Source organism: Pseudomonas sp. AC172, assembly GCF_979258595.1.
In genome coordinates this window covers 1,599,400-1,621,777 of the sequence record NZ_OZ409868.1, presented here as the reverse complement: position 1 = coordinate 1,621,777, position 22,378 = coordinate 1,599,400, and the positions used below count along the sequence as shown (strand labels likewise).

The window sequence follows — 22,378 nt, the reverse complement described above, 5'->3', positions numbered from 1 at the left end:
TGAGTTCGTCTCCGCCGCGATCAGGGCGCGGTGGGAAACGAGGGGTTTTCGGTAAATCCAGCGTCCGGGGTTTCCGGATGGCTTTGGGTTGTCTGGGCGGACCTCTTCGCGAGCAAGCTCGCTCCCACAGGATTTCTGGCGTATTCAATTTGTGCAGTAACTCGATCCACTGTGGGAGCGAGCTTGCTCGCGAAAGCGGTGTGTCAGGTGTCGATGTGCTGGTTGGATCACCGCATTCGCGAGCAGTCTCGCTCCCACAGTGGATTTGGGGTCAACGAAGTAGATAGGGGATGTCGACCTTGACGGCACCCGTCGGGCAATCCTTCTCGCACGGCATGCAGTACCAGCACTCATCGAACGCCATATAGGCCTTCTGCGTCGCCGGGTTGATCGCCAGCAAGTCCATCGGGCAAACGTCGACACACACGGTGCAGCCCTTTTCGGCGATGCATTTGTCCTCGTCCACGGTGACGGGGGCGTTGGAGCGGAAGAAGATTTCCTGAGCTTGATAGGCCATGGTTTGGACTCTTTGATTCATTGATGTATCAAGCGGCGAAAGCGCCGACCCGCAAACGGTCGTAGGCCTGCATTTCCTCGGCATCGAGCGGGATGATGTAGGGCTCGACGGCTTTCTTGAAACTGGTCATCTGGCCGTCATCGCCCTTCTTCAGATGGCAATGGCAGAACCACTCGCTGTCGTTGCGTTGCGGGTGATCGACGCGATAGTGGTACAGGCCCCAGCGGCTTTCGGCGCGGAACAACGAGGCGCGGGCGGCCATTTCGGCGCAGTCGCGAATCACGCTGGTTTCCATCGCGCGCATCAGTTCGTGGGCGTTGTTGGCCTTCATCTGCTCGAGATCGCGTTCGATGTCGCTGAAGCGTTGCAGGCCGATCTGCATTTTCTTGGTGACTTTCGGCGGTTGCAGGTAATCGTTGACGAAGCGTCGCAGCTTGTATTCGACCTGCGCTGGCGGCAGGCCGTGTTCGCGATCCAGCGGTGCGTAGACCCGGGCTTTTTCCTTTTCGACCTGCTCGACATCCAGCTCGGTGAACTCGCGTCCGGCGACAAAGTCCGCCGCGTTGTGCCCGGCGAACCAGCCATAGGTGAACGCGCCAAGCATGTAGTTATGCGGTACGGCAGCCATGTCGCCCGCCGAGTACAGGCCTTTCACCGAAGTCTCGGCGCGTTCGTTGACCCACACGCCAGACGCCGAGTGACCGCTGCAAAAACCGATTTCGGAGATGTGCATTTCGACCATCTGCGTGCGGTAGTCGGTGCCGCGATTGGCGTGGAACTGGCCGCGACTCGGGCGCTCGTTGCTGTGGAGGATTTCCTCGATGTTCTGGATGGTTTCTTCGGCCAGATGATCAAGTTTGAGGAACACCGGGCCGTTGCCGCTTTCCAGTTCCTGGTGGAATTCCCACATCATCTGCCCGCTCCAGTAGTCGCACTCGATGAAGCGTTCGCCTTTGTTGTTGGCGGTGTAGCCGCCCAGCGGGCCGGTGACGTAAGCGCAGGCCGGGCCATTGTAATCCTTAATCAGCGGGTTGATCTGGAAGCATTCGAGGTTGGCCAGTTCAGCGCCGGCGTGATAGGCCATCGCGTAGCCGTCGCCGGCGTTGGTCGGGTTCTCATAAGTGCCCATCAGGTATCCCGACGATGGCAAACCGAGGCGTCCGGCAGCACCGCACGCAAGGATCACCGCTTTGGCCTTGATCACGTGGAAATCAGCGGTGCGGCAATCGAACCCCATCACACCATTGACGGTGCCCTCCTCGTCGGTCAGCAACCGCGTGCAGACGAGGCGGTTGGTGATGTTCACCCGTGCGCGTTTCAACTGCCGGTAGAGGACTTTTTTGATGTCGTGCCCTTCCGGCATCGGCAGCACGTAGGCGCCCATGTGGTGGACTTTTTTCACTGCGTAATCGCCGGTCTCGTCCTTCTCGAACTTCACGCCCCAGCGGTCGAGCTGTTCGATGGTTTCGAAGCTGTGCGTTGCGTAGGCGTAAACGGCGGCCTGATTGACGATGCCGTCGTTGGCGATGGTGATTTCCTTGGTGTACTGCTCCGGTGTCGAGTGGCCGGGGATGATCGCGTTGTTCAGGCCGTCCATGCCCATGCTGATCGCGCCGCTGCGTTTGACGTTGGCCTTGTCGACCAGCAACACACGCAAGTCACGGTTGTTTTCCTTGGCCTTGATTGCGGCCATCGGGCCGGCGGTGCCGCCGCCGATGACGACGATGTCGTATTCCTGTTCGAGCACGTTGCGGGTCATGCCTGCTCCCCTTTTTGCCGGTCGATCCGCAGGCGGTACTGGAACGCATCGCCACGGTAGTAAAGGTGTTCGAAGTCCAGCGGCTGGCCTTGCGCGTCATGGGTCAGACGCTCGATGCGCATGATCGGCGAGCCGGCCTCGACGTTGAGGGCTTGGGTCAGGTCGCTGTCAGCGAGCACTGCGTCGATAGCCAGATCGGCGTGGCCGAGGGCGATGCCGCAGTCGTTTTCGAGGATCAGGAAGATGTCGCGGGTGACCAGATCGGCCTTCTCCAGGCGCTCGCCGACGGCTTTGGGCAGGTAGGTAATTTCCAGCGAGATCGGCTCACGGTTGATCAGCCGCACGCGTTTGATCTGCGCCACGGTTTCGCCCTCGGCGACCTGCAAACGTTCGGCGACGCGCTTGTCGGCCGGGATGAATTTGAAACTGCGCAGGCGGTTGATCACCTCGTAGCCACGGCCGGTCATGGACTCGGCGAGGCCTTGCAGGCTGCTGACGTTTTGAAAGGTTTTCGGCTTGGCGACGAAGGTACCTTTGCCGTGGATCTTGAAGATCAGCCCTTCCTTCTGAAGATCGCCGAGCGCCTGGCGCACGGTAATGCGGCTGACTTTGAACAGCGCACCGAGTTCGCTTTCGGAGGGCATCTGGCTGTCTTGCGGGTATTCACCGTCCAGAATGCGCGCACGCAGGACGTCGCGCAGTTGGGTGTGCAGCGGGACGCTGCTGAGGGACAGAACGTTATCGGTCATCACGGGATCACTTGTTATAACGAGTTATGACGTGATCTTAGAGTTGTTATGACAAGGTTGAGAAATACCGAATGGGCATAACCTTAGATGCAGGACACACGCGATTCACTGTGGGAGCTGGCTTGCCAGCGATGGCGTCCTGTCAGCCAACTGATTGGCTATTTGAACCACCGCTATCGCTGGCAAGCCAGCTCCCACAGGGGACGGTGTACACATGGAGGATCAGTGGCGTTTGAGGATCTGGTCCATGACCCAGTCGGTCTTGAGGGCTTGTTCGGCGACGGCGGGATGTTCTGAACCACCACGAATGTGCGCATTCATGCCCAGCACGTGATGCCACTGAATATGTTCATGATGGGGGATTTCCAGGCTGATGATTTCATCGGCATGCAATTGCACGGGATGCTCATCAAACACCGAAAAGCCGATCCGCCCGAGGCTGCCAATGATCTCGACCCGATCCTCACGCCGATCCGCGACAAAGCTCCAGCAACCCATGCCGAGCGCCCCGGAGGCGAACCGCCAACTGGCGCTGACGGCATCTTCCGCCGCATACAACCCGGCCTGACGTGCGGTAAAACCGGCGACCTCGACAATGTCGCCGAGCAGGTACTGGAACAGGTCGAAACCATGGCTGGCAAGGTCGGCAAAGTAGCCGCCACCGGCCACCGCCGGATCGGTGCGCCAGTTATTGCTGCCGTCCAGATCCGCCGCTGACGGCGCTTTGGTCAGGGTCCAGCTCAAATGCCGGACATCACCGATGCGCCCCTCCTGCAACCATTGCCGCACCTGCGCAAAGCGCGGCAAAGAGCGGCGGTAGTAAGAAACGAATAAGTGCAAACCGGCGTCGGCAAACGCCTGCTGCATCTCGCGGCTTTGCCCGGCATTCAGCGCCATGGGTTTTTCGACGCAGCAATGTTTGCCGGCGGCGGCGACTTTCAGGCTGTAGGCGTGATGGCTGTCGGGTGGCGTGGCGATGTACACCGCGTCCACCTCGGGATCGTTGATCAGTGCATCGACGTCGGTGTAGACGCGGTCAATGCCGTGGCGCGCGGCGTAGTCGGTCACCGCCTCAAGACGTCGGCCCATCACCGCCACCAACGCCGAACCGGGCGCCTTGTAGAAGGCCGGCCCGCTCTTGCGTTCAGTGACGCTGCCACAACCGATCATGCCCCAGCGCACCACGTTCATTCTTCTTCCTTCAGCCGATGCGCAAGGCGCGCAGATCGAGGTGACCGTCCTTCAATGGCGGGCACCAGTAGTAGCCGCCAGTGATCGGCCGGCTGATGCGATACAAACCGTCGGTGATGCCGTCTTCCAGACCGCTCATGCGCCGCAGTTGCGCTTCGAAGGCATCCAGCGAGAAACCGAAAGCGAGGAACATCAGGCCGGCGCGATCACCTTCGATCCACGGCATCGAGCGGCGCACGACGAACGCTTCCGGCGCAAAGCTTTCCTGCGCAGTGCGTTTGACGTGGGCGGAAACCGGGGCATCGTCGATCTCTTCGTTGTCGCTGAGGCGACGGCCCATGATGTTGTCTTTGTCGTCGGCCGAGAGTTTGTGGAAACCCTTGAGGTCGTGCTGCCACTGCTGGATCGCGGCGAAGCTGCCGCCGACCATGCCGTCAGTGCCTGCGCTTTGCAGGGCGGCAGCGATGGCAGCTTCGTCGTGCGGGTTCTCGGTGCCGTCTTCGTAGCCGGTCAGGTCGTGGCCGTCCTTGTGGCGGAAGGCTTCCTGCATCTCTACCAGGCGCAGGGCCGGGGCCAGTGCGGCTTCGAGGGCGTTGCAGCGGTTGAGCAGTTCACCACGGTCGACGCCGTGCAGCCAGACCCACAGGGCGTGCTGGGTCGACGGGTTTTCGACGCCAACACCGCTCATGGCCGGGAAGCTGCGCAGGCCGTCGATCTGCACGTTGAGGGCCTTGGCCAAGGATTCGCCGAAACCGACCACCGCCGACTTGCCGTCCACCTGATTCATCAGGTTGTCGATCGCCTGCGGTAGCGCTTCAACCGACTCAAAGGCGAAAAACAGGTGACGTGCTTGCGCAGGAACTGGGGTGGCGAGAATGCCCGGCTGGTAGTAACTCATGTGAACTCCTTGGGAAAGTGCGCGGGAGTTTACCTGTGGCCGGAGGGTTTGTGGGGGTTTGGATGGAAGTCAAAAGCACCCTCACCCTAGCCCTCTCCCGGGGGGAGAGGGAACTGATTCGGGGAGATTGGAGATCTACACCGACTTGGACGTGCATCGGTGAATCCATAATTCAGGTCGGTGCATGACTCAAGACACCTCGATCGGCCTCAATCTCTCAAGTCCATAATCGACGCAATCTTTCAGGTCGATGTAACTCGCAAGACACTGCGGTCGGCCCCCTCTCCCTCCGGGAGAGGGCTGGGGTGAGGGTTAGCGTCATGACGCCAGGCACTCGGGCTCAACCCGGTCCAGCGTTTGAACGCGCGGCGAAAACTGCGCACATCGCTGTAGCCCACCTCTTCGGTAATCCGCTCAATCGGCATATCAGGATTGCCCAGCAAACTCATCGTCCGCGCCTGCCGCACCTGCTCCAGCAACGCTTCAAACGTCAACGCATGCTCAGTCAAACGCCGGCGCAATGTGCGACTGCTCATGTTCAAATCGCCGGCAATCTTTTCAATGTGACTGCCGCTGCTCAAATCCCGGGCAATCGCCCGCTCCACGGCCTGAATCAGATCCAGTTTCTGATGCACCTGCGCCGCTTCCAGTTCCAGCAATGCCACAGCCTGACGCAATGCCAGCGAATGATGATTGGGCAGGTTCACGTCCAGCCATTGCGCATCGATCAGCATGCGGTTATGCAGGCAACCGAAGCGCACGTCCGGCCCGAGCAGGCGGTGGTATTCGCTGAGGTAATCCGGCGCGGCGTGCACAAATTCCACGGCAATCGCCTTGAACTCAGGCCCGACCAGCGCGCGGCCATACACCAGCAAACTGGCGAAGAACTCCTCGACCGCAAACACCTGCACATCAGCGAACGGCAGACGACATTCAGCATCGAGATGCACCTGAGCGCCGACCACATCGACGCTGGACACCACGATGCCGCCCGAAGTGTGTTGATGACGAATCCCGAGCGCGAAGGCATCTCGCAAGGTCTTGCACAACGACAGCACATGCCCGAGCAGACCCAGGGTGCCGAGTACATTCTGCGCGCCGACCCACAATCCCAACCCCTGATTGGGCAGCACTTTGAGTGCGCGCTGAATCATCGCCACCGCCTGACGATAGGAAATCCGCTGCGCCGGATCCTGCAGATCCTCAAGAGTAAAACCCAGCCCACGGCACAGGCTCTGGGGATCGACGCCCTTGTTCTGCGCGACTTCAGCGAGGGTTTGCAAAAGAAATGGCGAGACCAGCGCCAATTCAAAGGTCGGGTCTTGGACTTTTACGTTCATGGGGGCTGACTTTCCGGATCACGCTTGATTGTTATTTTTGTAACCGGTTATGTCGAAGGAAGTTAGCACAGGGTTCGCCGACTGTCCGCAGAAGTCCCCCTAACTGTCCGCCAATACCCTGCCCCGCCGGGCGCCAAGCGCTTATTTCTATAGTGCCGGGCGTGCTGCGTGCCGGCGTTGCGCCCAAAACACAATAATAATGAGGACGGATATGCAACCGAACCGCGCGACATTGCCCCTGCGCCTGACCCTTTCCTTGCTGGGCTGCACCGTGACCGTACCGGCGTTGGCCACCGAAGCCGGCGTCGACAACATCGGCACCGGTACCGACGGTTTCTTCATGCTGCCGCTGGAAGTCGACAGCCTTCCGCAGAACATGGTCGCGTTCAACCTCTACTACAACCATTACAAGTCGACCAAGCTCAACATCAGCTCACTGGGCGGCAAGGTGCCAAAGGTTGAAATCGAATCCACCGCCGTGATTCCGCGTCTCGATTACTTAAGCCCCGTGCGCGTGTTCGGCGGACGCCTGGCCGGTTACATCGCCCAGCCGTGGCTGAAGCAGGAAGTCTCGGTGTTCGGCTTGAGCGACACCCGCGAAGGCATGGGCGATACGACATTCGCACCGATCATTCTGTGGGACATGGGCAAAAACCTGACCCTTGGCGCCGCCGTGGAAGTCACCGTGCCCACCGGTGAGTACAGCGTCGATCGGCTGGCCAACACCAGCAACAATTTCTACACCTACAAGCCGCTGTTCTCCTTCACTTGGTTACCGACGGACAAGACCGAAGTCTCGATGAAGACCACCTACAGCTTCAACGAGAAAAACAAGGACACCGACTACAAATCGGGGCAGATTTTCCACTTCGACTATTCAGCCAGCTACAAGATCACCGACGATCTGATGCTCGGCGTCAACGGCTATTTCCTCAAGCAGACCACCGACGACAAACAGTTCGACCACACCGTGCAGTTCGCCGGGCAGGACGTCGATGATGGCGTACGCGGCAAGGTCTTCGCGATTGGTCCTGCGCTGCACTTCACCTTTCTCAAGTACGCCAGCGCGGAGATTCGCTGGGCCAAGGAGTTTGATGTGGAGAACCGGCCGGAAGGTGAAATGCTTTGGGCGAAGGTGAGTATTCCCTATGCGTTCTGAGTGCATTTGTAGGAAAGCGCACCTGGATTTGTAGCCTGAAAACCTGAAAAACGGAGGGGAGGAATACGCCTACAGCGGCGGTCGAGATCACCGGACAACGGGGGGAAACGTCTGGCAGATTTAAAGGGTGCGCTTGTAGATACTGGGCTCCGTTATCCCATGGATCCTCAAGGGCTCATGGGGGTGCATCGTCAGCCAGTGACGACAATGGGCCATGTCCCCCCCCCTTAAACTGCCGAGATTGATCACGGAGATCACTATGAGCATATTACTTTCCCCGTTTTACTCTGACTTCGAATCCGAAGAAGAGGCCGAGAGCTACGATCGCTGGTTTCGTGCAGAGGTACAGGATGCACTCGATGATCCTAGTCCTGGTATTCCCCATGATGAGGCTATGGCGATGCTCGACCAGATGCTGGAAGAGATGCGCAGGAAGCGCCGCTCTGCTGCTTGAATGGAGCAGCAAGTCCTCGCGTCAACTGGCTGACATCTTCAAATACATCGAGCAACACAACACCAACGCTTCAATTTCGCTAAGACACAAGGTTGGTGCGGCAGCACAACGGCTTTCATCAATACCTTACGGTTACCGACCTGGCCGAGTGCCTGGTACTCGTGAGATGGTGATTCATCCGAACTATCTGCTGGTCTATCGAGTGAATGGGCGCATCAGAATACTGAGGGTGCTTCACGCCCGACAAAAATACCCTTCAACTTCATCAACATAAAAAAAGGGCGACCAACCGGTCGCCCAAACGTACTACACGAGAGTCTTTTACAACGTCAGTTGCCCACGCTCCTCCTCGGTCAACTGCTGCTTCGCCTGTTCATCCAGCGCCCCTGCCCCCAACACCTGCACCGGACTGTTCGGGTTGTAACCCGGTGCCGGCGCACGGCTGGCGCCATCGCGCGACGGCGCGAGTTGCTCATTGCCGAAACTCAATACCTGCACGGTAAATACCGACGCCTGATTCTGCCGCGACGCCGCTTGCTGCTGACGCGCGACATCTTCCGCCGCTTGCGTGGCCGACGACGCGGCGGAACTGGCTGAAGTGATCGCGCCAGTATTCACCGCCGACACCACCGGCACACCCGTTGCCTTGCCTTGCACCGAGATGTTCGCGGCGTTGACCACCGTCAGTGCGGCGATGTTGACGTTACCCGACACGCGGATCCCCGCCTCGCCGGCATCAATGGTGCCCAGCGGCGCGATGAGGTCGATATCGCCCGGCGCCACTTCGGCAATCGGGTTGAGCGTGGCGATACCGGCGCCGGTGCTTGGCACCGACGGTGACAGGGTCACGTTGCCCCAGGTGTCGTAAACCCGTTTCGGCGGGGTGTAGACCACGGTGGTTTTCGAGCCGCGACCGGCGTTGATATCGCCCTCGGCAGACCAGCCGAGAATCGAGCCGCCAAACGTGGTCATGATCCGGCTCTGCCCCAGCAGAATGCTGCCCTGCGAATAGAGCTGAATGTTGCCCGAACCCTGAGTGATGATCCCCGCCGTGGATGGAGGTGCCGCACCTTCGATGCCGAACACCTGACCGCCGCCCGGGGTGAGCATCTGGATGTCGCCGCCGAACAGGGTCTTGACCCCTGCTCCGCCGTACATCGTGATATCGCCGTCGTAGCGGATCGGGTTGCCCGCCACATCTGTGCTCGGGAACAACGCGGCGATAGCGTTGCGACCACGCAGATAACTGCCTTGGCGTGGGCCGTCGATATCGTTGTATTCCAGGCCACCGGCACGCAGTTCGGCGAAGTAGACTTGCCGCGCGAAGATCGCCTGCTCGGCACTTGGCAACGCGGCGTAGAACGCTTGCGCCTGTTCGGCGTTGCCGCTGAAGCCGTAGCCCAAGGTCAGCCAGCTCTGCAGTTCGTCGAGGTAGGTCTTGACGACCTTGCCCGGTTGCGCGCCGAGGGAGGTCTGCGCACTGGCGACGTTTTGCGGGTTCAGGTAACGCGCAATGAACCGCGAATAATCCAGTCCCTGCGCGCCTGTGCCCGCCTGCAATACCACACTGGCACCCGGTCGCTGATCACCCGCCACCAAGGAACCAATGCTGGTGATGCTGGCGCGGTCCTCCATCAGAATATTTCGCCCGGCATTGACCTCCAGCGTGCCGGGACCGGCGATATCGAAGCTGCTGTAAAGGATGTCGCGGCCGGCCGAAACCCGTGAGACGTCTCGCGGATCGTTATGGACGAACAGGTTGCCCGTCGAAGTGATGTTGTCTGCAATGTTGCTCAGATCGTTGGGAGCGAGCGTTGGCTGCCCCAGGTTAGTACCGGAGGCGACAATGTCGCGACCGGCACTCATCCAGACCGGCCCCGCCGATTCGTACCAAGTGCGTTTGGATGTTGCAAAATTCAACGTCTCGCCACTGCGAACCCCCACCAGGTCACCGGTCAACGCATAGAACCGCGCGGGGCCTTGTACATTACTCAGTTCCGAATAGCTGTCGGGGCCAAAGGCGAATAACGGATAACGGTCGTTGCCGACCGAAACAATACCGTCGCGGCTGTAATTGGTAGCCGCAGGTTTGCTATCCCTGCTGGTGACATACCGGTTGAAGGCCGGATTGAACGGCGTGGCAATCGCCAACGGACTGGCACCGGACTGATTGATCGCATAACCGCCGGCATAAATCGAGTCGCCCGCCAGCAACTCAAGCTGTCCGGCTGCCGACGGAGCCAAGAGCAATGAATAACCCGCCAGCGGGAAATTCGACAGCCCGGTGTAGCTGGCTGACGGCCCGGCATAAATGGATCCCTGCCCCGCCACGGCGCGCAATATGGACGGATACACGAATCGGCCATCGGTAGGCGAAGTATTACGGCCGGTGATCAACGCATTACTGCCACTGAACTCGCCGAGTTGCGTGCTCGGCGTCAGGTTTCCGCCAGCCGAAAACAGGTCGATGGCCGTGTGATCAGTCCATAGTGAGAAGCCGCTCAGCAGCCCTCCCTGCTGTATCTCCCCGCTGGCATTGAATACCGGTGTGGCGTTCTGCAAAATCATCCGGCCCGCATCCGCAGCCCCGCCCAGCACCAGGTCACCACGGGTGTTGAGGCTCATGCCCGAGTCACCGGGTATCAGCACCAGTCCACCGGAAGCGGTACTGGTGGTGGAGGTGAATGGATCAAATGCGCGGGTTTCACGAGGGTCATTGAACTGGTAGCCGGCGCCGTATTGCAGGTCAATCCCGCCCAGCGCACCGGCGCTCAATTGCGCCGCGCCACGCAGGTTGATCAGCGCACCTTGCAGATCGTGTGTCGGTGTGCGGGAGCCATTTTCCCCGGCCCGCGCTTGCAGCGATGGGTTCAGCGCGCCGCCGATGCGAATGTCCATGTCGCCGCCACCGGTCATCTGCACGCTACCGTCGCTCGCGACGCGTCCGGTGCTGCCCACAGCCACGATCAGCCCTTGGCTGCGCGGATAATTACCGGCATCACCCAACGGTCTGAGCATCCCGGCGTCACTGCCGGCCCGCAGGCTGATATTGCCGCCACCCAAAGTGCCGAAACCGGTGAAACCCACCAGGTAAGGTTCGGTATTGGCGTCTCCGGTTGGCATCAAGCGGGAGGCATAACTGCCGAAGTTGATCCACCAGGCGGTGGGCACGTCCGGATTGCCCGTGCCTTGGCGCCACAGCCAATTGCCAACCGCCACACTGGCCACCTGCTCGCGGAAGCCACCTGCCGCCGATTGCGCTTTGGTGCCCACCGAGTCACCCGATACGGCGCCACCGGCATTGATCGTCAAGTTGCCGCCCAGCTGCGGATACCAGGCCTGATAGAGGCTGTCAGTGCCACCGTTGACCCATTTTTCATAGTCGGCGCCAGCCGTGCCCAGCACCGAATTATTGTCCGAGAGATGCCCGCGTTGCTGGTTGTAGAGCGGGTCGACATTCGCTGATTGAGTACCGGCGGTGTACACACCGAAGGGTGAATTCATACTCAGGTTACCAGCGGCCATCAGGTCGAGATCGCCAGTACCGGTGCGCAGGACGCTGAACATCTGCGTATGGGCTTTGGCAGTTTTGCCGGGATTGTTGCCGATACACAGTTCCGGTTGTAAATCACAAATGAATTGAGCTTCCTCGGGAACCGGCTCGTAGTCAGCCCCTGCTCCGCTGCCGGGCGCCCAGACCCAGCGGGCCATGGGCGCGCAATCGCTCGGCTCAATAGTGCACGCAGCAAGCGCATCATCCGGTACAGGTTCAAATTCGGGAAAGCCATACTGGTTACCCGCCGCCCAAACGAGCCTGCCAGCGGATGTCGTCACCTTCACCCCGTAATGAGTGTCTGCCAACCTCAGGTTGCCCTCGTTGGTCACAGGTTTCACTGCACGACTGTCAGCGGCGTCAAGATCGGCCCCCGCCACGACACGCATCGACCACGACGCACTGCCCGACGGCAGCATGCGGGCCACCGCCCAGTTTTTACCTTGTTGCGTGCCGTTGAACGGGCGCAGTTCAATCACCGAAGTACCTTCTGCGAGCTTCACATCGGTCATCGACGGAATCAGCGACCCGCGCAGCAAGGCCAGCTCGCCACTTAATTTCACCCCGGAAACGCTGGTCAGATCTGCATCGTAAACGCCTGGCAAGGGCACGCCCTTGGGCCAGTTCATCGCTTGCAGAGCGGTGGCTTTGTTCAAGCGGATGCCGGCACCCAGGCGTGTTTGCGCAGGCAGCGTCACACTGTCGCCAAGCAGCGTGCCGGCGGCGTACAACAGGTTGTCGCTCTGGTCGTGAATCGCCCCCGCCAGCACGGTACCGGCGCTGAAGGTATACGCCTCACCCAGCACTGCCTGAGTCGGCAGCAACGTGCCACTGGCCAGAACCGCACCCTGGATGGTCACGTCGTAATTGAGCGTGGCGCCTATCGGGAACTGCGTACCTTCGGCCAATGACACGCCGGTGCCCGGTACGATCAGATCGCCACCGAACGGCTGCACACCGGCGATCAGTTTCCAACCAGCGTCATCCTGAGTTTCCGGTGGCGGAGCGAAGCCGTCGTTGATGCTGCCGTAGATGTCGAGATTGCCCCCAGCGCGGATTACCAGGCTGCCGGCCTCGCCCGATCCATATACAGAGGGATTCAACCGTGTATGCGGATTGAGGCTTGCGTAGCGATAGCCAGACAAGTCCAGATCACCCTCCACCACCAAGTCGCCGTCGGCAGTCTTGCTGGCGATTTCCACGCCCGGGCGCAGATGGAACGCATCGGCGTAAGCGGCGTTGTTCAACCCGGCAAGTTTGCGTTGCAACAAATCGGTGTTGCCCAGGGCGGCGTTGATGAAGGTGTCGCTGTCACCGTGAATGCGCTCGAGCATGGCTTTGTCGATGACTTGATACGGTCGGCCAGTGACGGCCTGATCGGTGCCATCGCGGGCATCGGTGTAGCGACGCACGCCATTGAGGCCGATCGAACGTGCGCCCTGAATAGTCAACGCACCGCTGGCATCAATGGCGATGTCATTGCTGCCCAGGCGCGGCGCGTTCAGCTCCAGCGTGCCACGCAGCAAGGCATCGTTTTGCCCGGCGAGAATACCGGGCACGGCATCGGTGCCGTGACGCAGGTCGATCCACGCCCCGGACGCCAGCGTGAGTACACCCTCACCGGAATTGAGTTCCACCGTGGCCCGGTTCGGCGCATCGATGATTTTGCCGTAGCTGTCGACGCGCAGCACGCGCCCATGGGCGTCAAGCACGCTATTACCGGCCAGGGTCAGACCGTTTTTCGCTGACAGACGAATGTTGCCGACGCGCTCTCCACTGGCGTCGATCAGACCGGCCACGGTCAGGCTGCCGCTGTCCACCGAGACACTGATGTCACTGGCCTTGAGGCCATCGCCGATCACAAGATTGCCTTGCTTGAGTTGCAAGCTGCGGCTGCCGAACACCTGCCCGGCGTTAAGGCGCTGATTGAGCGCGGCAAACTGCGCAGTGGCATCTGCGCCCAGATTTTGCGCGCGAATGTCCACGCCCCCGGCCTTGTACGGCACCAGCGTGCCGCCGGCATCGTAATAACCGCTGCTGCCGCCGAGGATTTCACCCTGCAAATCGACTGTCCCGGCCGCGTCGGTCAACGCAATGGCGCTAAGCGTCCCGGCCTGATTGTTCTTCGCCGACAGATCGATCCGCGAGCCCGCCGCCTGCTGGATATTGCCATTGGCGCTGTACAGCGACACATCGCCGCCCCAGCTGTATTTGCTCACGTCGTTGAACGGCAAGGTGCGCCCGGCCAGATCCAGTACGGCCGCGTTGCCGAGGGTCAAATCACCTTCAGACTTCACCGTCAGTTTGCCGCTGGCCAAGGTGATACGGCTGTTGAGAGCGATGTTGCGCGCCTCAAGGTTGAGTTCCGCACCCAAGGCATCAGCCACCCCGGAAGCCGCGCCGCCGCTGAGCGTCAGGCTGTCGCCGGCCTTGAGCAGGTTGACCGACGCGGCTTCACCGGTGAGCAACGGCGTACGCAGATTCAGGTTACCGCCGCTGTAGCTGTAGCCCTTGAGCGGGTCGTAAGCGCCCTGCTCCTGATACACCGCCAGACTGCCCTTATGATTGGCGGTGATGCGTTCACTGGCCGTCAGGTTCACGTTGGCAAAACCCAGCACCAGGCGATTGTTCTGATCCAGCCCGCTGGCCTGCGGCATCGGGCCGTAACCCAGTTCGATGCGTTGCGCCTGAATGTCCAGCGTGCCGCTGCCCGTGCCGGCGCCGCCATTGATGACGCTGCCGGGTGTCTGAGTGGCGCCGTTCCAGATCAGGCTTTGGGTGCGAATGGTCGCCACATCGCTGGCATCGCCCAGACCGTAGATCGCCGGAGTGACCAGCACCAGGTTTTGCAGTTTGCTTTGGCCGGTCTGCGGATCGAGCGTATCGAGGCTGACGCTGCCGTAGAAATTGAACGCGTCGCGGGTGGTCAGGCTCAAGGTTTCCAGCGCTGGTGCGCCGTACTGCGTATCACCGCGCAGCAAACGGTCAAGCACGTTCTGGTTCAGGGTCAGCCCGGCCGGTACGCGACTGCCTGCCGCCGCCAGCGCCTCGGCACTGCCGGCATTCACCGAACCGACCGACAGCGCCAGGTGCCGCGTGCCGAATCGCACTGCTTCACCGAGTTCGAATTGATTGTCCGTGGCCGCAGTGATGCTGCCGTTGGAATACAGCAGCGCCGGATTGCTGCAGGCTGCGCTGGCGCACGTGCCGATTCGAATGCTGCCCGCGCCGCTAGTGCCACGGCCCAAGTCTGGCGCCAACACGTTTGTCCAGCCGTTGGACACGACCAACAGACTGGATGCACCGGGCTGGTAGAGGTAGCCGGCCGTTGAATCGTAGGCCACGTTGCCACGCCCAAGCGTGTTGATCCCGGCACCCGCCTCGACCGTGATACCGCCCGTGCTCAAGGTAGTGCGCAGCAAGACTTCCGGCGCAGAAAGGACGGCCCCCTCACGTAACACGATATTGGAGGTGCTGCCGAGGAAGCTGATGATATTGCCTGACGTGTTGTACACGACATCGGGCATTGCACCGAGGGTCAAACGCCCGGCGTTGAGGTTGTTCAGCGTGTCGGCGTACAACGACACACCACCGGCGTGCGCGGTCGGCGCCTGCCCGGCGCCGAGGATTTCCAGGTCACTGCCGGCATAACCTCCGCGCACCACCGCCGTCCCGATCACCCCACCCTCGGCGGCGTTGAACAGCGCGCGCCCGTTGAACTGCAAAGCAATGTCTTGCTGACCACTGGTACTCAAACGCAGATCCAGGGTCTTGCCGTCCATCGGTGCCAATGCACGGGGCACCCCGCGCCTGGCGGCATCATTGCGGATGAATTCGGTAAGCCCGGTTTCGTTGTACTGCGAGTAACGCCGCAGCACATCCGCCGACGTCAGGATGACCTGACTGGCCAGGCTGTCGCGCAGGCCGGTATTGGCAATCGACATCTGCCCGCTGCCGGTCCACGAACCATTGCGCAGTTGCAGCGCCGCCGTCGGCGCAGCCGGTGTTGCCTGCCCGCTGACTTCGATCCGGAACGCCCCCGGCAACAAGGCAAAGGTGGATGGCATCAGCGTGTAAGTTCCCGCCGCCAGCCCCGGAACACCGGCGCCAATGGTGATTTGCTGGCCCACGCGCGGATCGACCGCGCCCGCTTCCGCCAGCATCGGCGCATAACGGCTCTGATTGCCCGGCACGATGGCGTAGACCGGGTTGCTGCTCAGCCCCGGCAAGCTGAAAGTGCCGTCGGTGGCATTGCGCACCAGCGGATTGAAACGCGCATCGGTAGAACCACCGCGCCCGGAGATGAAACCAGCGCCGCGAAGATCGCCGCCGCCGGACAGATCGATCAGCGCACCGTTCTGCACATCGATGAATTGCCCACCGATGGCCACACCGTTTTTTTCGCCCGTGATGCCATTCAACACCACCGACTTGCCGTTGTAGAGATAATCGATGCCGTCAGTAGTGCCGCCGTAGGGCATGACCAGACCGGCACCGCTCACCGACGTTGTACTGCCAGAAAGCAGACGCACCTCGCGGCTGCTGGTCAGCAAATCGTCGCCCAGGACAATCTTGCCCAGCGGTGCCCGCACAACTCCGCCCTGCTCGATGTACGCAGCGGAAAAACTCAGATTGCCGAATACCGAGTACGGCACCTCAGCGGGCGCCGCGCCACGGCCGCTGATGCGCAAGGTGTGTTCAGAACCCGCTACGGCGCCCTGATAACCGACCCGCACTTCAGCCTGGACGCCAGTGCCCGGATAGATCTGCGCAGCACCGAGATTCAAGTCACCCGGCGTCCACAGCCGGGTTTTCTCGGCACCATCGTTTGTCGCGAGGAAACGCAGGTCGCCGCGGCTGTCGAGAGACACCACACCGAACGCCCGGCGGCTGTACTCAACAGCCGGGGCATTGAGTTGCAGAATCGAACCCTGCGTGCCGACCGAAAGGCCATTGCCCACGTCCAGCAAGTCTGCCGACGCATTGAATGTCGCGTCCGACAGTTGAGCCGTCGGGTTATTGGTCAACCGCGGCCGGATCCTGTTGACGCCCGCGAAGTAGCTGCCCACACCGGACAAACGCAAGTACGGCGCGCTCAAGTCGACACGTGTCGTGTGGCTGGAAGTTTCGGCCAGCGACAACGCCCCGGCGTACAGATTGAGGCTCTGATTCATGTGCAGATTGACGTCGCCGTCAAACGACAGCAGGCCGTTGCTCAACAGGCTCAGGTTATCGAAACCGCCCGCCATCAAGCCGTCGGCACTCAAAAGAGCCTGGCCATAGCGCAAGCCTTCGGCGCCCTCGCCCGGACGCAGATCCTGCGCGAGCGGCTTATCACCCGCACCCTGGGCGATAATGATTTCCCTCGGCGCCCGCACCGCATTGCTTGCCGAATCAACGTAAAGCGGCGTCTCCAGGGCGATGTCAAGACGACCGCCGGCAGCGCCGACACCGCCCGCCGCCGCACGCAAGTTGCCATCAATGAACAGGCCGTTGTAGGAACCCAGGCTAATGCGCCCGCCATCCGTCGCGACTCGGGTTGGCCCCTGCCCGGCGATATCCACAATGGCCTCGGTGCCAGAGGCATCAAGCCGAGCGCCGGGACGCACAATCACGTAGGCATCGGCAGCCGTGGCAGTCGCCAGTTTCGAATCGAGTTCGCCGCCGATGATGATGCTGCCGCCCTTGCCGACCTGCCCGTAAGTGCGACCCAGGTTATCGAGCGCGGTGTTGGCGCGACCGGCGACATCCAGCACCGCCTGCTCGCCGATCCAGATGGAACGGTTATGCGCATTCGGATCGGCCAACTGAATCGACGTTTCCGGTTTGATCGAGCCGAACTGCTGCTGACGAATATCAACCGTGCCGCCCCAGGCATTGAGCTCACCTTCAACCGTGATCTGCCCGGCACCACGCAACTTGATGCTCTGCCCCGGATCGACGCTGATGCGCGAACCGCGGCCAAGCGTCAACGGACTGTTGGCCGCGTCGATCAGATCGATCAGGCTGGCCCCGCCCTGCAAAGTCAGGCTGGCACCGGCGCGTTGGGTCAACACACCCTTGATCGGGTTTTCCTGGAACAGCGTCGGCGCCCACAGCTCCAGTGCCGATTGCGGCTCAACACCGCTGACCTGATTTGGCGCGGCATCGGCAAAGCGGTACACCGGCATGTTCACATCGATCGCCGTGCCTTCGGCGACGTCCAGCCCGCTCAGGCCAATCAGGTTGTAAGCGGAGAAGCCCTTGCTGAACAGGTCGGCGGACAACTGCAGGGTGTTGTCGGCCAGCACCTTGTCGGTCTGCCCGATGAGTATCTTGTTGGCCTGCACGGTCAGGGTGCCGCCCCCCGTGACACCGAAGCCGCGTAACTCGCCATCGAAATTCAAATGGGTCTTGCCCGGTGCGCTAATGGCGCTGGATTCCAGCGTCACATCACCGCCCTTGCCGCCCCGGGTCTTGCCGTTGGCGAGCATCGCGCCGCCAGAGGAAACATCAAGCAGGCTACCCGCGCCAATATCGATATCGCCACTGCTACGGATCGACAGCAGACCACCGTTGAGATACGCCAGACTCGCGCCATCGTCCGGGTTGGTGCGCAGGTTGCTCCACACACCGCGAGTATCCAGGCGCACGCCTTCTGCCACGACAACGTGTGTCGACTTGCCGGATTTCGCCGTGATTTGGGTATCGGTGGCTGTAGAGCCGTTGAACTGATTGAGCACGTTACCCAGCCGCAAACTGCCACCGCGTGCGGTCAGGTCAGCGCCAATGTGCACATCCGGGGCATACAAGGTGATGTCGCCTCCGGCATCGACCGTGAGCGCGCCATCAACAGCGATTTGATCCTTGGCCGCCACCTTGAGCGCGCCGAGACGGAAGCCATTGAGCTGATCGTTATCAAGATACAACGTGCCCTTGCGCGTATCGGACACTGCACCGAGCAGATCCAGATCATTGCCGGCGACCGGACGCTCGCCGCCAATCTGCACCTGATCAAGCAGCGGATTGAGCGTGTAGAGCAATCCACTCGCCGCCGCTACATAGGCCGGGTCATAGTTGCCGACAATCAGTTGCGCACGACGCGCCAGTGCCGTCTGACTTTGTTCATAACCATCAAGCAGCGGTTTCGGTGCCTGATTCTGCCGTTCGCCTTGATACACCTCGCCAATCATCTGCCCATCGAGCACCGCGTTGGCGGTGGCAATCACCAGTTGCCCGGCGTCGCGGCCCACGGTGTACCCAGACTCGAAACGCGAGCGCGGGGCAATCAGCGGGTTGTAGAAATAGCTCGTCTGACCCCAGCGTTCACTGCTGTCTTCATAACCTTTGTACAGCCCGGTGTAGAGCAGATCGCCCGGCGCCCTGGAGACTTCATACAATTTGCCGTCGGCGCCACGCAGCCAGCTCTGGCGAATCTCGCCGCTCTGCACATCGAGGGTGCCGCCGGACAGGTTGATCAGCGAACCCTTTTCAGTGACCACATCGTTGCCGGCAAAACTCACCGTGCCGCCCTGCGCCATCCACTCACCAACGCTATGGCCCTGCGTGCCGAGATAACCGCCGACTTCGAGCAAACCGCCCGCCGTGTACCAGCGATCGGTGGCGTAACCGTTGGTGCCTGCCGGCACATAAACCAGCTCACGCACATCGACCCAGATGTCATTGCTGTTAAGCGCGCCCTTCTCACGGTTGACCGAGGCATCGCGCTGCTCGTTGCCTTGCACGTTGATCTTGATGTTGTTGTTTTCCATCGCCACTTTGACGCCAAGGGCACCGGACACATCGATCATCGCGCCGTCTCGCACCAGGCTGCGGTGTTGCGCATTGACCGCGATCTGACCGCCCGTGGCCAGGGTGATCGAGCCGTTCTGGAACTCGACGCTGCCGCCACTCTGGATGTCGATGCGCGACTGATCGCCACGGATCCGGTTGTTCGCACTGACGCCGGTCAGCGCCGCGTCATGTTGACTGTCGAGGGCGGTGAGATCGCTGCTGTCGAGCATGATTGCCGTGGCACTGCCCTGCCCCAGCGTCACGCTGCCGTTGGTGTCGCTGCTTGGGTTGGTCAGGTGAATCGTGCCGCGCGTCGCCACTGACGTGCTGGCGAGCAATACACCGTTCTGCACCACTTCATGACCGGTCAGGGTGATGTCACCCGTGGCGGACTGGATCAAGCCGTTGTTAGTGACTTTTCCCGCAGCGGCCCCGGCTTTGAAGCCGGGAATGACTTCACTGCCGAAGGTGGTGGACAGCGCGTTGCCTTCGGTGCCCGAACCTTTACGAATGTAAAAACGGTCACCGGCCGCCAATACAGTCTGGCCCTTGGTGGTGTTGATGCTGCCGTCGTTCTGCACTTCGTTGCCGAGCAGCAAGGCATAGCCGCCCGCATCGGTGGAGGCCGCCGGTTGATGCGTCGAGATGGATGCGCCGCGCTCCACCAGCACCTTGCCGGCAGCGTCGGTAAAGGTTGGCTGAGTGCCGGTGCTGTCGAAATACAGGCCACGGTCGCGGAACTGGATATCGGTGATATTCGCTGCCGCCGCCACCAGGTTGCGCACGTTGACCTGGCTGCTGCCGCTGAACACGATGCCGTTGCGGTTGATCAGCATCACCGTGCCGTCACCCTTGATCTGGCCGTGGATCTGACTGGCCCGTGCGCTTGGGTCGTTAACGCGGTTGAGCACCGCCCAGTTCGCTTGCTGAGCGAACTCAACCGTGGTGTTACGACCGACGTTGAAGGTTTCCCAATTGAGGATCGCCTTGTCGGCCGTCTGCTCGATCTTCACCGTGGTCTTGCCATCGGCCTGCGTCTGTTGCGGCCCCTTGGCGTTCTGCCAACCTTGCGCGAGGCTGTTATCGACCTTCAAACCGCCCTCACCCAGACCGTCCGGCACAAACTGCACCGCGCCCAGCGCCGCTGCACGTCCGGCCGCCTGCGCCGCCTGCTGCGCGGCAATCGCAGCAACCGTGTTGTTCAAGGTCTGGATCGAACGCTGCAACTGCTGATTGGCCTTTTCTTGCTGCGCCAATGGCGGCGTCATCCCCGGCAAACCACCGACGCTCGGCCGTGCCGCCGCGGCTTGCTGCGCGGCGCCCTTGGCGGCGAACCAACCTGAACTGAACGCCGTCTGCGCGTGCGCACTGCCCGCCACCAGACACAACGCCACCGCTTGCGCCAACGGCTTGAGCAGCCACAGCGCCGGGTCCACGGCATCACGCTTGAAGGACTGAACATTGGTACGACGACGGGATGGGCGAGCGAGCATCACTACGAGATCCTTTTTTTTTGCCACACTTGGGTTGCCACGCAAGGCCGCAGGCGTGCAAAAACCTGCTGTTACGACATAGGCAGTTGGCGAGGGTCACGACCGAACGGATGTCACACAAACTTCATGTTCGGGGTGTATTCGAGCAAAAAAAATGGCGGCAACCCGAAGGTTGCCGCCATTTCGATTACGCCAGCTTGAGCTTAAGGACGACCGATAGCGTTGCAGACGCTAGCGTTGTTGATGTCCAGGTTGTAGCCCGAAGTGTTGGTGATGAAGCTCGCGGTTACAGCGTTTTTCCAGGCGTTAGGCACAGCGACAAACTTGTGAGCCTGAGTCGCAGCGTTGTTGCCAGGGATGCTGTAGTGAGTGGTCAGGAAGGCTTTGACGTCAGCGGCCACAGCTGCATCCTTGTAGCACTGGCCGAAGATGAAGTTGGTGTAGGCAGCCAGTTTGTAGCCCGAAGCCGGGTTAGCCACCACTGGCGACCAGTTCGCCGGCAGTACAGCCGCAGCTTGAGTCGAAGGCGCGGAAACCGACGACAGGGCCAGCGTCACGTTCAGCGAAGTAGGCTGAACACCGTTGACGCGAGCAACCACAGCGTTGCTGGTAGCGTCAACGCCGTCCGGACCAACATAACCGATGGAACCGTCAACCGCGTTCACGGCAGTGGCGACTTCAGAAGTGTTGGCGACGCCGACCCAGTTCGAAGGCAGAGCGATACCGCCGATACGGGCGCTGGTGAAGGTAGAGTTGGTGTTGAACTGAGTCGGGCAGACCGAGTTCAGGTGACGGGTCAGGATTTCCGAAGTGCCGCTGGAAACGTTGCGGTAAACCACGCGGATGGCGGTGGTGTCAGCAGTGCCCAGCAGCGCGCCCCAAGTGATTTTCTGGCCGGAGAACACTTCGCACAATTGCGCGCTGGTCAGGTTCAGAGCAGTCTGGCCGGCTTTTTTGTAAGGGATGGCAACCGAAGTGGCCACCGAAGGCAGTTGGATCAGCGGGCCGTACGAAGCACCGAAGTCGGTGTTGTAGGTGCTCAGTTCCGAAGCGCTGAGGATCGAGTCGCTACCGGCGAAGTGCACGGTGCCGGTGGTGCCGAAACCAGCCGGGTTGTTCTTCAGGAAAGCAGTCTTGCCACCGCCGCTACCGATGGCAGCGTAGGAGAAGTTGGCTGGCAGGATGCTGTCGGCAGAACCTTTGTACAGAGCGGCAGGCAGCGTTGCACCACCACCGGTAACGGCCATGGCTTGAGCGGAAGCCAGAGCGGCGACGGTCAGGGAAGCTGCGATCAGAGTGCGCTTGAACATGAAGAATCTCCTTTTCAACTAGGTTTGGGAACACAGGTTTTCGGGGTTGCTTGCATGACACTGGGAAGACTCACCGTTGACCCTCGCTAGCGGTGGCCGTGGTTAAGTCGCACTGAGAAATTCGCAGTTTCCGGTGACAGATAAAGGAAAAAACCTCGGGAGCTGAACGGTGTTTCTGAAGG

General features: G+C 60.9%; 11 protein-coding genes. 3 read left to right on the top strand and 8 right to left on the bottom strand.

All coding sequences use genetic code 11. The features are described 5' to 3' along the window. Positions 1-271 precede the first annotated feature (271 nt). The 6 genes from ACZ0A4_RS07335 to ACZ0A4_RS07310 all read right to left on the bottom strand — a co-directional run bounded on the left by ACZ0A4_RS07335 (position 272) and on the right by ACZ0A4_RS07310 (position 6,454). Entirely contained in the window at positions 272-517 is a 246-nt protein-coding gene (locus tag ACZ0A4_RS07335; protein ID WP_003225615.1) for a 4Fe-4S dicluster domain-containing protein, read from the bottom strand. 28 nt (positions 518-545) lie between these two features. Continuing rightward, the gene (locus tag ACZ0A4_RS07330) at positions 546-2,276 is read right to left on the bottom strand and encodes a fumarate reductase/succinate dehydrogenase flavoprotein subunit (RefSeq protein ID WP_463573835.1); all 1,731 of its coding nucleotides are present in this window, start codon (positions 2,274-2,276) and stop codon (positions 546-548) included. After that, complete coding sequence (locus ACZ0A4_RS07325) at positions 2,273-3,025, bottom strand: GntR family transcriptional regulator (protein ID WP_038368826.1); 753 nt, start codon at positions 3,023-3,025, stop codon at positions 2,273-2,275. Before ACZ0A4_RS07325 ends, ACZ0A4_RS07330 begins: the two co-directional genes overlap by 4 nt. A gap of 222 nt (positions 3,026-3,247) precedes the next feature. Continuing rightward, positions 3,248-4,216 (bottom strand): Gfo/Idh/MocA family protein, encoded by a 969-nt coding sequence (locus ACZ0A4_RS07320; protein ID WP_463573833.1) that lies wholly within the window; start codon positions 4,214-4,216, stop codon positions 3,248-3,250. A 10-nt stretch (positions 4,217-4,226) separates the two neighbouring features. Further along, complete coding sequence (locus ACZ0A4_RS07315; protein ID WP_463573832.1) at positions 4,227-5,114, bottom strand: Dyp-type peroxidase; 888 nt, start codon at positions 5,112-5,114, stop codon at positions 4,227-4,229. Between the two features lie 242 nt (positions 5,115-5,356). Then, positions 5,357-6,454: an AraC family transcriptional regulator gene (locus tag ACZ0A4_RS07310; RefSeq protein ID WP_463573831.1), complete on the bottom strand. Its 1,098-nt coding sequence runs from the start codon at positions 6,452-6,454 to the stop codon at positions 5,357-5,359. A 211-nt stretch (positions 6,455-6,665) separates the two neighbouring features. Here ACZ0A4_RS07310 and ACZ0A4_RS07305 point away from each other — a divergent pair, with 211 nt between their 5' ends. From ACZ0A4_RS07305 to ACZ0A4_RS07295, 3 genes are all read left to right on the top strand, one after another. Next, a complete protein-coding gene (locus ACZ0A4_RS07305; protein WP_463573829.1) occupies positions 6,666-7,613 on the top strand; it encodes a SphA family protein in 948 nt (315 codons plus the stop codon). 259 nt (positions 7,614-7,872) lie between these two features. Next, the gene (relB, locus tag ACZ0A4_RS07300) at positions 7,873-8,067 is read left to right on the top strand and encodes a type II toxin-antitoxin system RelB family antitoxin (protein WP_122600383.1); all 195 of its coding nucleotides are present in this window, start codon (positions 7,873-7,875) and stop codon (positions 8,065-8,067) included. Continuing rightward, entirely contained in the window at positions 8,000-8,341 is a 342-nt protein-coding gene (locus ACZ0A4_RS07295; RefSeq protein ID WP_127930382.1) for a type II toxin-antitoxin system RelE/ParE family toxin, read from the top strand. Before relB ends, ACZ0A4_RS07295 begins: the two co-directional genes overlap by 68 nt. A gap of 47 nt (positions 8,342-8,388) precedes the next feature. On the opposite strand, the gene ACZ0A4_RS07290 is transcribed toward ACZ0A4_RS07295, so the two are convergent. Further along, entirely contained in the window at positions 8,389-20,886 is a 12,498-nt protein-coding gene (locus ACZ0A4_RS07290; protein WP_463573828.1) for a filamentous haemagglutinin family protein, read from the bottom strand. Positions 20,887-21,089: 203 nt separating this feature from the next. Continuing rightward, the gene (locus ACZ0A4_RS07285) at positions 21,090-22,196 is read right to left on the bottom strand and encodes a substrate-binding domain-containing protein (protein ID WP_463573827.1); all 1,107 of its coding nucleotides are present in this window, start codon (positions 22,194-22,196) and stop codon (positions 21,090-21,092) included. Positions 22,197-22,378 lie beyond the last annotated feature (182 nt).